The organism is Streptomyces lunalinharesii (assembly GCF_039532155.1).
Classification (GTDB): Bacteria; Actinomycetota; Actinomycetes; order Streptomycetales; family Streptomycetaceae; genus Streptomyces; species Streptomyces lunalinharesii.
The window spans coordinates 1-14,569 of the sequence record NZ_BAAARK010000029.1 but is presented as its reverse complement, the minus strand read 5'-3'; the positions used below and the strand labels follow the sequence as shown (position 1 = coordinate 14,569).

13 protein-coding genes are annotated in these 14,569 nt (G+C 71.6%); 9 read left to right on the top strand and 4 right to left on the bottom strand.

All coding sequences use genetic code 11. The annotated features are described in order from the left end of the window. Positions 1-48 precede the first annotated feature (48 nt). The 6 genes from ABD385_RS31200 to ABD385_RS31175 all read left to right on the top strand — a co-directional run bounded on the left by ABD385_RS31200 (position 49) and on the right by ABD385_RS31175 (position 6,540). On the top strand, positions 49-1,704 hold the full coding sequence (locus ABD385_RS31200) for an ABC transporter substrate-binding protein (protein ID WP_344582349.1): 1,656 nt from the start codon (positions 49-51) through the stop codon (positions 1,702-1,704). Further along, positions 1,701-2,660 (top strand): ABC transporter permease, encoded by a 960-nt coding sequence (locus tag ABD385_RS31195; RefSeq protein ID WP_344582347.1) that lies wholly within the window; start codon positions 1,701-1,703, stop codon positions 2,658-2,660. The genes ABD385_RS31200 and ABD385_RS31195 overlap by 4 nt, the downstream gene beginning before the upstream one ends. Next, positions 2,657-3,514, top strand: a complete 858-nt coding sequence (locus ABD385_RS31190) for an ABC transporter permease (RefSeq protein ID WP_344582345.1) — start codon at positions 2,657-2,659, stop codon at positions 3,512-3,514. The genes ABD385_RS31195 and ABD385_RS31190 overlap by 4 nt, the downstream gene beginning before the upstream one ends. Beyond that, a complete protein-coding gene (locus ABD385_RS31185) occupies positions 3,514-4,527 on the top strand; it encodes an ABC transporter ATP-binding protein (protein WP_344582344.1) in 1,014 nt (337 codons plus the stop codon). The genes ABD385_RS31190 and ABD385_RS31185 overlap by 1 nt, the downstream gene beginning before the upstream one ends. Continuing rightward, a complete protein-coding gene (locus ABD385_RS31180; protein WP_344582343.1) occupies positions 4,520-5,317 on the top strand; it encodes an ABC transporter ATP-binding protein in 798 nt (265 codons plus the stop codon). Before ABD385_RS31185 ends, ABD385_RS31180 begins: the two co-directional genes overlap by 8 nt. A 62-nt stretch (positions 5,318-5,379) precedes the next feature. Then, positions 5,380-6,540, top strand: coding sequence for an agmatine deiminase family protein (locus ABD385_RS31175; protein WP_344582342.1), 1,161 nt, complete (start codon positions 5,380-5,382; stop codon positions 6,538-6,540). A 12-nt stretch (positions 6,541-6,552) separates the two neighbouring features. On the opposite strand, the gene ABD385_RS31170 is transcribed toward ABD385_RS31175, so the two are convergent. The 4 genes from ABD385_RS31170 to ABD385_RS31155 form a co-directional block, all read right to left on the bottom strand. Next, entirely contained in the window at positions 6,553-7,500 is a 948-nt protein-coding gene (locus tag ABD385_RS31170) for a DNA-3-methyladenine glycosylase family protein (RefSeq protein WP_344582434.1), read from the bottom strand. Positions 7,501-7,724: 224 nt separating this feature from the next. Next, positions 7,725-8,606, bottom strand: coding sequence for a trypsin-like peptidase domain-containing protein (locus tag ABD385_RS31165; RefSeq protein ID WP_344582340.1), 882 nt, complete (start codon positions 8,604-8,606; stop codon positions 7,725-7,727). 374 nt (positions 8,607-8,980) lie between these two features. Continuing rightward, the gene (locus ABD385_RS31160; RefSeq protein WP_344582338.1) at positions 8,981-9,559 is read right to left on the bottom strand and encodes an MSMEG_1061 family FMN-dependent PPOX-type flavoprotein; all 579 of its coding nucleotides are present in this window, start codon (positions 9,557-9,559) and stop codon (positions 8,981-8,983) included. A gap of 129 nt (positions 9,560-9,688) precedes the next feature. Continuing rightward, the gene (locus ABD385_RS31155; protein ID WP_344582336.1) at positions 9,689-10,459 is read right to left on the bottom strand and encodes an SDR family NAD(P)-dependent oxidoreductase; all 771 of its coding nucleotides are present in this window, start codon (positions 10,457-10,459) and stop codon (positions 9,689-9,691) included. Between the two features lie 161 nt (positions 10,460-10,620). Here ABD385_RS31155 and ABD385_RS31150 point away from each other — a divergent pair, with 161 nt between their 5' ends. The 3 genes from ABD385_RS31150 to ABD385_RS31140 all read left to right on the top strand — a co-directional run. Then, a complete protein-coding gene (locus ABD385_RS31150; RefSeq protein WP_344582334.1) occupies positions 10,621-11,235 on the top strand; it encodes a TetR/AcrR family transcriptional regulator in 615 nt (204 codons plus the stop codon). A gap of 108 nt (positions 11,236-11,343) precedes the next feature. After that, the gene (locus tag ABD385_RS31145) at positions 11,344-11,574 is read left to right on the top strand and encodes a hypothetical protein (protein WP_344582332.1); all 231 of its coding nucleotides are present in this window, start codon (positions 11,344-11,346) and stop codon (positions 11,572-11,574) included. 783 nt (positions 11,575-12,357) lie between these two features. After that, on the top strand, positions 12,358-14,569 hold a 2,212-nt coding region (locus ABD385_RS31140; protein ID WP_344582330.1), incomplete at its 3' end, for a Pls/PosA family non-ribosomal peptide synthetase.

Here is a 14,569-nt window from a genome sequence, read left to right as displayed (position 1 = left end):
GCGGCCACCCTCGCCCCGACCCGCCGTGCAAGGAGAGGAACCGCATCGATGCCCGCACCTCCACCCCGCCCGAGGAGCCGCCCTCCCCGGTGGCGCGCCCTCGCAGCCGGGGCGCTGTCCGCCCTCCTCCTGACGTCCGCCTGCGCGGGGCCGCCCCGTTCCGGCGCCGCCGGCACGAGCACGGACTTCCGGTTGTCCGCGCGCACCCCGGCCGCCAAGGGAGGGATCGACTCCTTCAGTTGGGCCCTGTACGCGGAACCGTCCACGCTCGACTACGTCTCCGCCTTCGACTACCCGCAGAACATGATCCTCTCCAACGTCTGCGAGAGCCTGATGCGGTGGACGCCCGGGCTCACCATGGCCCCCGGCCTGGCCCGGAAGGCGACCCATCCCGACCCGTTGACCTGGGTCTACGACCTGCGGCCCGGCGTGCGCTTCCACGACGGCGGCGTGCTGAGCGCCGACGACGTGGTCTTCAGCCTGAACCGGCAGCGGGACCCGGCCAACGGGTCGGCGTGGGCCTCGGTCTTCAAGAACGTCGCCGCCCTGACGAAGACCGGCCCGCTCCAGGTGACCGTGCGACTGGCGCGGCCCGACTCGCAGTTCCCGCAGTACATGGCCACCACGGCCGGAGTGGTGGCGAGCCGCTCGGGGGTACGGGCGGCGGGCCGGGACTACGGCACCTCCGGCAGCCTGGACTGCACGGGTCCGTTCCGGCTCGGGCCGTGGGACAAGGGCCAGTCCCTCGAACTGCGCCGCTTCGACGGCTACTGGGGCGCCCGGGCCAAGTCGGCGAAGGTGGTGTTCCGCTTCCTGCCCGACTCCGCCGCGCGGACCAAGGCGATGCTCGGCGGCGAGGTGGACGGCGGATACCTCATCCCCACCGAGAGCTACGCCGCACTGCGCTCCAGTGGTGTCGGCTCCCTCTTCTTCGGTGAGGGGCTGAGCACGGTCAACGTCAACGTGACGAACATGCACGGCCCGCTCGGCGACGTCCGGGTCCGTCGCGCGCTGTCCCTGGCGCTGGACCGACGTGGTTTCGTCAAGACCGGTCTGAGCGGGGCCGGGGCGGCCACCGGCTCCCTCACCACCAAGGCCGCCTGGGCCGCCGCCCCCGCACCGGTCAAACGCGCCGCCTTCGACGGACTGCCGCCGATCGAACGGAACGTCGCCGCGGCCCGCCGGCTCGTCGAGGAGGCGGGCGCCACCGGCAAGACGGTCACCCTCGCCACCAGTTCCATCGGCCAGGACGTGTCACTGCTGGCCACCGCGGTGCAGGCGGCCGGCACCCGGATCGGACTCGACGTCCGCCTGAAGACCGTCGCCCCCAACGCCTTCTCCGCGCTGTTCACCGACCCCGAGGCGCGCAAGGGGATCGACATGTTCCCGGAGACCTACTACGACTCCATCACCGATCCGCTGGACCTGCTGAGCAACTTCCAGACGGGCGCCTACCAGAACTACGCCGGCTACCACGACCGGGCCTACGACGCCCTGGTCGACCAGGCCCGGGCGACCGACGACCCGGCCCGACGCCTCGCCGTCGAGGCCCGGCTCCAGCGGAAGGCAGCCGGGGAGGTCCTGTGGATCCCCGTCGCCGAGTGGCCCACCGCCGTGTTCCTCAACAACCGGATCACCGGCGCACCCACCACCATCTCCTACCTCTACTACCCCTGGGCCGCCGACGTCGGGGCCGCGCGATGAACTTCGTGCGATTCGTCCTGCGACGCGTCGCGGAGATGGCCGCCACCCTGCTCGGCGCCTCCTTCGTGATCTTCGGCGCGATGTACCTGGCGCCCGGCAACCCCGCCAGCTTCCTGCTGTCGGGACGCTCCGCCTCGCCGGAGACCCTGCGCGCCATCAACGCCCAATACCACCTCGACGCCCCGTTCGCTGTCCGGTACGCCCGCTGGCTCGGCCAGTTGCTGCACGGCGACTTCGGCCGCTCGATCACCTACCGCACCGACGTGTCCCGGCTCCTCGCCGACCGGCTGCCGGCCACCCTGCTGCTGGTCTTCATGGCGCTCGTCCTGGTGCTGGTCGGAGGGCTCGTACTGGGCCGGATCGGTGCGGTCCGCGGCGGCGCCGTGGACGCCACGATCCTGATCACCACCGCGCTCGCCGTGGGCACGCCCTCCTTCGTCGCCGCGGTCCTGCTCCAGGGGCTGTTCGCGCTGCGGCTGCACTGGTTCCCCGCCGGTGGTACCGGCGAGGGCTTCGGGCAGTTGCTCTGGCACCTGACCCTGCCCGCGCTCGCCCTCGCGCTGTACCTCATCGGCATGCTGGCGCGCGTCACCCGCGGCGCCATGCTCGACGTCCTGGGCCAGGAACACGTCACCGTGGCGCTCAGCCGCGGCGTGCCGAAGCGCCGGGTCATCGGCCGCCACGTGTTCCGCAACGCGCTGGGCACGGTGCTCACCACCGGCGGCCTGATCGTCTCCACCCTGCTGGTGTGCACCGTCCTGGTCGAGTCCGCCTTCGGCGTCGGCGGCATCGGCCAGCTCCTCGAACTGTCCATCACCACGAAGGACTTCCCCACGGTGCAGGCCATCTCCCTGATCATGGTCGGGCTGTTCATGGCGGTGAACCTCGTGGTCGACCTCCTCCATCCGCTGGTCGACCCGCGCGTCACCTACCGCCCGGGGAGGTCGATCGGATGACCGCCGTCGTCCCCCTGCGCAGACCCGGTTTCGCCCGGATCCGCACCGCGGGCGCACCGCTGTACCTGCTCTGCCTGGCGTGCGTCGCCCTGCTCGTACTGGCGGCGCTGCTCGCGCCCTGGCTCGTTCCGGCCGATCCCAACGCGGTCGACCTGGGCAACGCGCTCGCCGGACCCTCGGTGGGCCACCCGTTCGGCATCGACGCCTCCGGCCGGGACACCCTCTCCCGCCTGCTCGTCGGAGCCCGCACCTCGCTGCTGGGACCGCTCGGGGTGGTCGCCTTCTCCACGCTGACCGGTGTCGTCGTCGGCGCACTCGCGGGATGGCGGGGCGGCTGGTGGGATTCGGTCCTCTCCCGCAGCACGGAACTGGTCTTCGCCTTCCCCGGGATGCTGCTCGCGATCCTGATCGTCTCCGTGTACGGCGAGGGGCTCATGGCACCCGTCCTCGCCCTCGCCGTCGCCTACCTCCCGTACGTCAGCCGGCTGACCCGGTCCCTGGTACTCGCCGAACGCGAACGTCCGCACGTCAGCGCGTCCTTGGTCCAGGGGCAGTCGGGCCTTGAGGTCTGCCTGCGACACGTCCTGCCGAACATCGCCCCCGTCGTCCTCGCCCAGTCCACCATCAACTTCGGTTACGCCCTGATCGACCTGGCCGGCCTGTCGTTCCTCGGCCTGGGCGTCCCGGCGCTCACTCCCGACTGGGGCCGGATGGTCTTCGACGGCCAGACCGCCGTCCAGGAGGGCTACCCCCTCTCGGCGATCCTGCCCTGCGCCGCGATCGTGCTGACCGTCGTCGCGTTCAACGTCGTCGGCGAACACTGGGCCGACCGGGTCGCCAGGAGGGACCGCTGATGCACGCCCCCGTTTCCCCTCCCCCGCTCGACACCGCTGCCGTCCTCGACATCCGGGGGCTGCGGCTGCGGCTGCCCCGCACTGCCCGGCCGGTGCTGGACGGCGTGGACCTCACCGTCACCGCCGGCGAGACCGTCGCCCTGGTCGGCGAGTCCGGCTCCGGCAAGACCCTCACCTCGCGCAGCGTCCTGCGCCTGCTGCCGCCGGGGGCCGTCGCGGAGGGCCGGATCACCGTGGCCGGTGCGGACGTGCTGACGCTGACGCCCCGGCAGCTCCGCACGCTGCGCGCCGGCACCGCGGCGATGATCTTCCAGGACCCCCGGGCCGCCATCAACCCGCTGCGCCGCATCGGCGACTTCCTCACCGAGAGCCTGCGCCTGAACGCCAAGACGCCCGCCGCCGCGGCCGAAGAACGCGCCGGCGCGATGCTCGAAGCCGTCGGTCTGCCTCCCGCACTCCTGCGGCGCTACCCGAGTCAGGTCTCCGGCGGCATGCTCCAACGCGTCATGATCGCGGCGGCGTTGATGGGGGAACCCGCCCTGCTCCTGGCCGACGAGGCCACCACCGCCCTCGACGTCGTCAGCCAGGCGGAGATCGTCGCCCTGCTCACGGACCTGCGTGCCCGGTTCGGCACCGGGCTGCTCTTCGTCACCCATGACCTCGGCCTGGCGGCGGCCATCAGCGACCGGGTGTGCGTCATGTACGCCGGCCGGATCGTCGAATCGGCCCCCGCCGGGGCCCTGTTCGCCCGGCCACGCCATCCGTACACGGCCGCGCTGCTCGCCGCCACCCCGCGCATCGACGCACCGCAGGGCCGACTCGACGCCATCGAGGGCCAACCTCCGGACCTGCGAACGCAGTTGAGCGGCTGCCCGTTCGCGCCGCGTTGCGCGTCCGCGACCGCCGTCTGCACCGAGCGGACGCCCGCCACGGGCGCGGTGCCGGGCGACCCCACCCACCTCGTCTCCTGTCACCACGGCGACCGGCTCGAAGGGAGCACCGGCCATGCCTGAGCCCGCTCTGGTCGTCAGCGGACTGTCCCGCTCCTACGGCACCGTCCGCGCGGTGGACGACGTGACGTTCGCCGTCCCCGCCGGCGGATCGCTCGGCATCGTCGGCGCGTCCGGTTCGGGCAAGACGACCACCGCCAGGATCGTCGTGGGCCTGGAACGCGCGGACGCCGGCGAGGTCGTGGTGCGCGGCCGGCGGCGCGGCGACCGGGTCCGCGGACGGGCCGCCCGCCTGGCGCGCGCCCGCGAGGTGCAGATGGTCTTCCAGGACCCCTTCCTCTCCCTCGACCCGAGGGTCAGCGTCGACGCGACGTTGCGGGAGACGCTCCGGCTCCACTTCCCCCGGGTCGACCGCTCCCGCCGCACGGCAGAACTCCTCGACCAGGTGGGACTCGGCGCCCGGGCTGCCGGGGCACTGCCCCGGCAGCTCTCCGGCGGCCAGCGGCAACGGGTCGCCATCGCGCGGGCGTTGGCGGTGGAGCCCGCCGTCCTCGTCCTGGACGAGGCCGTCGCCGCACTCGACGTCTCGGTGCAGGCACAGATCCTCAACCTGCTCGCCGACATCCGCGCGCAGACCGGCATCAGTTACCTGTTCATCACCCATGACCTCGGCGTGGTGCGCTGCGTCACGGACGACGTCGTCGTCATGCACCAAGGACGGATCGTCGAATCCGGCAGCACGACGCACGTCCTCGACTCCCCCCAACACCCCTATACCCAGCTGCTGTTGGACTCCGTCCCCCGCCCCGGGTGGGACCCCCGGGGCATCGCCACGGCCCGACGGACCCCGTAGCCGCACCGGCCCCGGAACGGATCCGTACGCCACTGATCCACCCGACTGATCGGAGAGCAGAGATGGACGACCGCTTTGCACGACGAACCCCCGTCAGCCGCACCCTCGCCAGAAGGAGCTTCCTGGCCGCCACCGGCCTCGCCGCGGCCGGCGCCGCCTGGTCGGCGACCGGCACCGGCAAGGCCCTGGCCACCGGCTCGGCACCCACCACGGCGCAGGGCTTCGCCGTACCGATCGACACCGTCGCCCACAGCAGGACCTGGATGGCCTGGCCCGACGGCACCGATGTCTGGGGGTCGAAACTCCCCGGCGTCCAGGCGAACATCGCCCTGATAGCCCGCACGATCGCGCAGTACGAACCCGTCACCCTGTGCGCCAACCCCGCCAGCGCACCGGCGGCCCGGAACGCCTGCGGCCCCTCCGTGACCGTTCTCGACTCGATCTCGGTCGACGACTGCTGGATGCGCGACAGCGGCCCCGTCTTCCGCACCGACGGCGCCGGCGGCCTGGACGCCGTCGGCACGAACTTCAACGGCTGGGGCGGCAAACAGCGCCACGCCCAGGACGCCTTGGTTGCCGAACGGATCGCGGCCCACCTCGAAGTGCCGTTCACCGCCGCCGGCTTCGTCGGCGAGGGCGGCGCGGTGGAGACCGACGGCGACGGCACGCTCATGGCCACCAGGAGCAGCCTCGTCAACACCAACCGCAACCCCGACCTGACCCGGGCGCAGGTCGAAAGCGCGCTGTGCGACGCCTACGGGGCCACCAAGGTGATCTGGTTCAACGGCGTGACCGGGCGCGACATCACCGACGACCACGTCGACGCCACCTCCCGGTTCCTGGCCGCCGCCTCCGGTCTGGTCCAGATGCCGCTCGCCACGGACACCGACGCCTGGTCACAGGACGCGCGCCAGCAGTACCGGATCCTCTCCACGGCCACCGACGCCCGCGGCAACCCGATCGCGGTCACCCCGCTCCAGGGCCCCGACTACGCGCTCATCCGCTCCACCGCCCCCACGTTCGTCGCGGCGTACGCCAACTACTACGTGTGCAACGGCGCCGTGATCTCCGCCCAGTTCGGCGACGCCCGCGCCGACGCCGCGGCCAAGGCGACGCTCCAACGGCTCTTCCCGGACCGCGTCGTCGAACAGCTCGACGTCGACGGCCTCGCCGCGGGCGGCGGCGGCATCCACTGCGTCACCCAGCAGGAACCACGCCCCTGACCCGCACCGGCGTCATCCCGTCCGGGGCGTGTCCTGGGCGCGGACGCGGAGCAGGGTGGCGACCCAACTGCGGTAGGGCCGCCACCCGTCGGCGACGTCGGCCAGTCGCGCGACGTCGGCGGCGGCCGGGGCGCCGAGCCCGTACGCGGCGGCGACGGCACGGTGGACGCGCGGTTCGTGGCGGGGAAAGACGTCGGGGTGTCCCGCGCCCCGGATGAGGACGAGTTCGGCGGAGAAGGGGCCGATGCCGGGCAGTGCCCGCAGTTCGGCGAGGGCGTGGTCGGCGGGCAGGGCGCGCAGGCGGGCCGCGTCGAGTTGCCCGTCGAGGGCGGCTTCGGCCAGCGAGTGCAACCGCTGGATCTTGACGTCGGTCAGACCAGGCACGTGGCGGACGGTGCGCAGCACGGCCGGGGTGGGGAACGCGTGCAGGGTCCGGCCCGCGAGGTGGACGCGGGGTCCGTGCCGGCGGGCGATGCCGGCCTTGATGGCAGCTGCCTGGGTCATGCGGATGCGGTTGCCGATGACGGCCCAGGCAGCGGCTTCGTAGGGCGAGTGGAAGCACACCGGGCGCAGCCCCGGGTGGTCCGCCATGAGGCCCGCCACCACCGGATCCGCGGCAAGGGCCGGGAACCCGGTGCCGTCGACGTCGAGGGAGAGGATGCGGGCGAGCTGCGCCCGTACGACCTGGTCGGCCGCGGCCCCGGCGGTCGCCGCCTCCGCCGGGGCGGGGGCGCCGGGGTCCACGGTGCACTCGGCCCGCACCATGCCGGGGCCGCCGCCCGTTCCCGGGTCCTGCCGGACGGTGGCCGCGACCACGGAGGTCCCGTCGTCGGCGGGGAACGCCAGGCGGAGGAGCTCGTCCGCGGCGCGCTGGTGACTCGCGGGGGTGAAGCACTCCAGGAATCGGCTGCTGGCGGCGAGCGAGAAGGGCCCGGCCGGGGCGAAGGAGACGGCGGTCACGGTCGGGGCTACGAAGTCGGGGCCGTCGAGGGTGACGGACATACGGATCCCTCCTGATGTCAATATTTTGACATCAGGAGCCTAAGGCGCCACTCCAGACATGTCAAAACACTGACATGTCTGGTGAACCGAGCCGGCCGACCCGCTCACCGCACGAAGGACGCCACCCACCCTGCGGGCCCCGTGCACGCGGGTGCGCGGGGCCCGGTTCCGGGTCGTGCGGGTCAGTGCCGGACGGCCGACGGCTTGGGCAGGGTGCAGCCCGAGGCGTTCAGGTCCAGCTTGTTGCCGGCGCCGAAGCACTTGGTGATGAAGTAGGTCTCCTGCGCGTAGCCGATGCCGTCGTGGACGGTGACGTTGCCGTTCTCATCGACCTCGCACGGGTTGTTGAGGGTGCAGCGCTCACCGTTCTCGTTGATGGTGTTGTTGATGGCGGTGACCTTGCCGGTGGCGTTGTCGACCACCGGCGAGCCGGACGTGCCGCCGATCACCTTGCACTCCGGGGTGTAGCGGACCGAGTCCTTCCAAGTCCAGTCACCCTCCTTGACGGTGGGTGCGAACCCATCGATGCCGCAGGTGTAGGTCTTCTTCCAGTAGCCGGAGACGACGCTGATCCCGGCACCCTTGGTCGGGTGGTCGGCGGACAGCTCCAGCGCCTTGATGCCGTACTTCTGCTCGATCTGCGCGTACGTCGAGCTGGTCTGATACAGCGTCACATCGGTGTCGGTCATCGTCGAGTAGGCGACCTTGGTGGCCCGGAGCGTGCCGAGGTTGCCGGCTGACTTGTCCAGGACGGTGAAGCTGCGGCTGGAGGGCTGGTCGACTATCACCTGCCCCGCCGACGGCATCCCGCTTTCCAGGCAGTGCCCGTTGGTCATCACCAGCGCGGGGTCGTTCGGCTGCGAGGCGGGCATCTTGACGATCGACCCGGAGCAGTCGTCCAGCGCCACCGTGCCGGCGAAGTCGACGGCCTTGGTGCGCGGGGGCTTCGGCTTGTGGTGCGCCGGGGCGGGGGCGGGGGCGGCGCCCGCCGGGGCGGCGGTGGCCAGCAGGGCGGCGGCTCCCATGACGGCGGTGGCCAGGGTGCCGACGAGAGGTCGAGACATGTGGGGTCCTCTCAACTCTGTGTACCGGCGCGGCAGGACGCGGGTTCCCGTCCACCACCGCCGGATTTGTCATGCGCATTCTGTGCCGTAGTGCGCCCCGCGGCAATGAAATTCGGCGAACGAGGAGAAATTGATGCGGAGATCACGAAGGGTTGCCTGCACACCGGAGTGCGTGCGCGACGACACCGGGCCGGCCGCGCACTCCCGTTGAACCTTCGATGCCGGCACCCCCACCCCCACCGGCCTGACGCTCCGTCACCCAAGTCCTCAGGCACGGGTGAAGCGGCCCCCGCGCGGCCAGAACGCGCCCGAGGCGGGCGTCTTCCAGGCACACTGCCGGCGGACGCCGCGTAGCCGGACGGGCGCGGACTCGGCTAGGCCGGCTGCCCGGCGGCCCGCCCCCAGGTGTCCGGGCTCCACAGTCCGGACCGGTTCAGCGACTGCGGGCAGTGCAGGTAGACCTCGTCGACGTCGAGGAGCAGGGCGAGCCGCGGCCGCTGCCCCTTGACCGCCATGTCGGCGAAGAAGGGGGCGTCGGTGAGGATGCGCGCGCGGCCGTTGACGCGGAGCACGTCCTTCGCGCCCGGTATGAGGAACAACAGACCGGCACGCGGGTTCGCCAGGACGTTGTGGAAACTGTCTCCGCGGCGGTTGCCCGGCCAGTCCGGCAGGGCCAGCGTGCGGGCGTCGACGACGTGCGCGAAGCCGGGGCCGTCACCGCGCGGCGACACGTCGCAGTTGCCGTGGGCGTCCGCCGTGGCGAGCAGGCAGAACGGCGAACGGGCGAGCAACTCCCGGTCCCGGTCGTCCAGTTGGTCGTGCACCTTGTCGATCACCGCGGGGTGCGGCTCGCCGAGGATCTCGCGCAGCCGCTCCGGGGAACGCAGCTCCACCAGCCCGTCGCCGCCCCCTTGGGCCGTGCGGGATTCCAGGGCGTGCGTGACGTGCGGCAAAGCCGGCTCCTCAGGTCGTACGTGATGCTCCAACGACGACTGCGGGACACCGCCGGAGGGGGTTGCCGCACCCACCCTAACCGACAGCAATTAGGTTAGCCTCACCTTATGACCCGTCGGCCGATGCGGCTAGGCGGCGATGACTGCGACCCCGGTCCGACCGCCGTCGACGTCCACGACGGTTCCGTGCACGAAGGCCGCCTCGTCGCTGGCCAGCCAGACCGCGGCGTGGGCGACGGCGTCCGGGGTGCCGACGCCGCCGGCCGGGGTCCCCTTCATCATGACCTCGCCCGGATGGGGTGCGCCGCCGGCCGGGGCCGGGGACAGGATGACGCCCGGCGAGACGGCGTTCACCCGCACGCCCATCGGGCCGAACTCCGCGGCCCAGGCCCGGGTGAGCGTCTCCATCGCCCCCTTGGTGGAGCTGTAGAGCGCGCCACTGGGCACGGCCAGCCGCGCGATCCACGAACCGAGGTTGATGATCGCCCCGCCGCCGGACTCCGCCATGCCCGGGACGACGGCCGCGGTGAGGAAGAACGGCGCCTTCACGTTCACCGCGTAGACCCGCTCGAACGTGGCCTCGTCGGTGGCGAGGGTGGGCGGGGCCGGGTAGACGCCGGCGTTGTTCACCAGGACGTCGAGTCGCCCGCCCAACGTCTCGCGGGCCCGGTCGGCCAGGTCCCGGGACGCCGCCGCGCTGCCGTCGAGGTCCGCCGCCAGGAAGTCGGCCCGACCGCCGGCCGCCCGGATGCCTTCGACGACCCGCGTCCCGCGTTCCCGGTTGCGCCCGGACACGAGGACGTGGGCGCCCTCGGCGGCGAACGCTTCGGCGATCGCCCGGCCGATGTTGCTGGTCGACCCCGTGACCAGCGCGGTCTTGTTCCGCAGTCGCTCACCCATGATGTGTTCTCCCTTGCCCTTCGGTGTGCGGACCACTGTGCGCCGCGAAAAATGGACCAGCAAGTCCAGACTGGCCCCAACGGGGCTCCGCACGCGGCGGCTTGAGTCCCGTGCATAAAGTGGACCTGACGGTCCAGTGAGGTGGAGAGGGAGACGGCACGATGACGGACGCACCGACCGCGAAGGGGCGCGCCACACGGGCCCGCATCGTCGAGGGGGCCGCGGAGGTACTGCGCGAACAGGGCGTCGCCCACACCACGCTCGACGACATCCGCGGCCGCACCGGTACGAGCAAGAGCCAGCTCTTCCACTACTTCCCCGCCGGCAAGGACGAACTGCTCCTGGCGGTGGCGCAGTTCGAAGCGGACCGCGTCCTGGAGGACCAGCAGCCGCACCTGGGACGACTGGACTCGTGGGAGTCCTGGCACCGGTGGCGCGACGCGGTGGTGGAACGCTACGAACGCCAGGGCGACCACTGCCCGTTGGGGACCCTGTTCCTCCAGGTCGGTCGGTCCAGCCCCGGAGCCCGGGCGATCGTGACGGAGCTGATGCGCCAATGGCAACGGCACCTCGCCAGCGGCATCCGCGCCCTGCGGACCAACGGACTGGTGGCGTCGGCCCTGGACGTGGACCGGACGGCCGCCGCGCTGCTGGCGGGCGTCCAAGGAGGAGTGACGATCATGATGTCCACGGGCGACTCCACCCACCTCAAGGCGGCGCTCGACACCGGCATCGAGCACCTCCGCACCGCCGCGGGCGAGCCGGCACGGACGTGACGACCGTCCGCCGGCCGGCCGCGGGCCGCCGGCGGACGGTGGCCGGTCCGACGGTTACCCGGCCGCGGCGACTTCGTTGCTGTGGATGTGCGAACCCTTCGATTCCTCATGGCACTGGCCCTGGCGGCGCTGGCCGCCGGTACCGCCGTCGGCGCCGGTCACGCCGCCCCCGCCCGGCCCGACAGCAGGACCGGCACGCCGGCGGACCGCGGACCGCTCCGCTGCCCCCAGTGGTTCCGGGAACCCCACTGCGTGGAACTCCTGGGCGGACCGTACGAGGGCTGCCCCTGCAACAGGGACCGGCCGCCGTGGCTGCCACGGGGTCCGCAGTCCCGCTGACGGACCGTCGGCACCCGTGACCGCGCCGGCCCGCCCGCCCGCCGCGCCGCCCACGCCGTGCGGTCGAGGTGTCGGATGCTCACTGTCGTTCCCTCACATCCCGGGTCTGCGGGGCACAGGCAGGCACGCCACGCGTTCGCGCGTCGTTCCAGTATGCGGCGGGACGCCCTTCGGTGCCCGACACGGTTCGGCGTCACTCGACCGGGCCAGGGCCCGAGGGTTTGGCAGCGCCCGTCGAGTCCGCTGCGCAGGCCCCGGAACAGCGCGCCGGACGGCCCTCGCTGCACCGCTCCGGCGCGCGCATTCGATGGTGACCCCCGGGGGCCTCGGGTAGCGTTGCGGCCATAGGTGAATAAAGAGCTGTTCAAACCGGAGGATTTGAGGGTCGGGCGATTCCCCTAAAAGGGGACGCCGAGCCGAGAACCCGAATTTCCCGTCCCACCCGCGGTCGGCGCGAAGGGAGGTGCCGAATTCTTCCGGTCCGACGTGCCTGATGCGTCGGTCACCATCGGACCGGCTCAGGATCGCACTTCGGGGCACGGTCCTCCGCGCGCTTTCCGCGCACGGGGCACGAGACGGGTCGGTCGCCCTCCGGTCTCGATCGACGCAGCTCAGGCTGCTGGAACAGCTCGGTCGACACACTCATCGCCGCCGGAAGCACCCGGTCCGAGCACGCCGAAGCTTCTCCGGCACTGCGGCACCTCATGGGTCGTTGCCGACCGCACTCCTGGTGAGTCGGTTTCCGCCGACAAAAGCAGGTCATGAGGCGCTCAAGGAGCTCACATGGTGAACGAATCCACCGACGGCCTGTCCGGCGGCACCGGTGAAAACGACATATCCCGGACGGGCAGCGGGGAATCCGTGGCCGGCCTGGAACGGGCCTTCGCGGAATTGCTGGCCAAGGTGATGACGCGCACCGAACCGATTCCGGCCGACGGTCATTTCTTCGCCGATCTCGGCGCGGACTCCATGGTGATGGCCCATTTCTGCGCCCGGGTCAGAAAGCGGGCGGACCTGCCGTCGGTGTCGATGAAGGACGTCTACCAGCATCCGACCGTCCGGAGCCTGGCGGCGGCGCTGGGCGCGAACGCCCCCGTGACCTCGGCTCCCGCGCCGCGCACCGCACCGGTACCGACCGAAGCGCCGCTGCCGGGCAGCACCGTGCGCTACGTGCTGTGCGGGGCCCTGCAGTTGCTGTTCTTCTTCGGCTACTCCTACGTCCTGGTGCTCACCACCACCCGCGGCTACCAGTGGGTGTCCCGTGGATCCGGTCCCTTCGCCCTCTACGGACGGGCGGTCGTCTTCGGCGCCGCCGAGTTCCTCGGCCTGTGCGCCTTTCCGGTCGTGGCCAAGTGGCTCCTCATCGGACGGTGGACGGCCCGCGAGTTCCCGGTCTGGGGGCTGACGTACCTGCGCTTCTGGATCGTGAAGGTGTTGGTGCACGCCAACCCTGTCGTGCTGTTCGTCGGCAGTCCGGTGTACGTGCTCTACCTGCGGGCGCTGGGAGCCCGGATCGGCAGGCACGTCACGATCCTCTCCCGCTCCGTCCCCGTCTGCACGGACCTGTTGACCGTCGGCACCGGGTCGGTGATCCGCAAGGACGCGTTCCTCCTCTGCTACCGGGCCCATGCCGGACGGATCCAGACCGGGCCGGTCACCCTCGGCCGGGACGTGTTCGTCGGCGAGCACACCGTTCTCGACGTGCACACCGCCATGGGGGACGGCGCGCAGCTCGGGCACGCCTCCGCCCTGCAACCCGGTGAGGCGGTACCGGCCGGCCAGCACTGGCACGGCTCTCCCGCGCAGCCGACGGAGGTGGAGTACCTGCGGGTGGCGCCGGCCCGGTGCGGCACGGGGCGGCGCGCGCTCTTCGCCGCGGCCGGCCTCGCCAGGTCGCTGTTGGTCGTCCTGCCGTTGACCGTGTTGGTCCTGGCCGTCCTGTGGGCCAAGGTCCCGGTGTTGGGGGACGCGGGGAAGCTGAGCGGACTGGAGTTCTCGTCGGCGGCGTTCTACCTGAACGCGCTGGTCCTCTCCCTGGTGCTGTTCTTCGGCTTCGTCGTCGTGGGACTGGCCGTGGTGTGCACCGCTCCGCGACTGATGCGTCGAGCGGTCGAACCCGGGGTGGTCTACCCGCTGTACGGCTTCCGCTACGCCACGCACCGCTCGATCGCGCGGCTGACCAACGTCAAGTTCTTCACCTGGCTGTTCGGTGACAGTTCCTACATCGTCCACTACCTGCAACGGTTGGGGTACGACCTCTCCCCCGTCGAGCAGACCGGCTCGAACTTCGGCAGCGGCGTGCAGCACGAGTCGCCGTTCCTGAGTTCCATCGGGAGCGGCACGATGGTCGCCGACGGCCTGTCCCTGGTCAACGCGGAGTTCTCCAGCACGTCCTTCAGCGTCGCCCGCACGACGATCGGGAAGCACAACTTCCTCGGCAACCACATCGCCTATCCGGCGGGCGGGCGCACCGGCGACAACTGCCTGCTGGCGACCAAGGTGATGGTGCCGCTGGACGGGGAGGTCCGCCAGGGCGTGGGCCTGCTGGGCTCACCGAGCTTCGAGATTCCGCGGTCGGTGGAGCGCGACAGCCGCTTCGACCACCTGCGCAGCGGCGACGAACTGCACCGACGACTGGCCGCCAAGAACCGCTACAACCTCCGCACCATCGCCCTGATCCTGGTCGTCCGCTGGCTGTACTTCCTCGGGTTGGTGCTGTTGAGCCTGGCGACCACCACCCGGGACGACGCGGTCGGGCACCTGTTGGACGCCGGGTTCCTGGTGTTCGTGATGGCCTTCACCGCCGGGTACTACGCCTTCGTGGAGCGGTACACGCTGCGGTTCCGCCCGTTGCAGCCGCAGGTGCGGTCCATCTACGACCCGTACTTCTGGCACCACGAGCGGCTGTGGAAGGTCCCCGACACCCACTTCAACGCCTTCAACGGCACCCCGTTCAAGAACCTCGTCTGGCGCCTGCACGGCGTCCGCCTCGGAC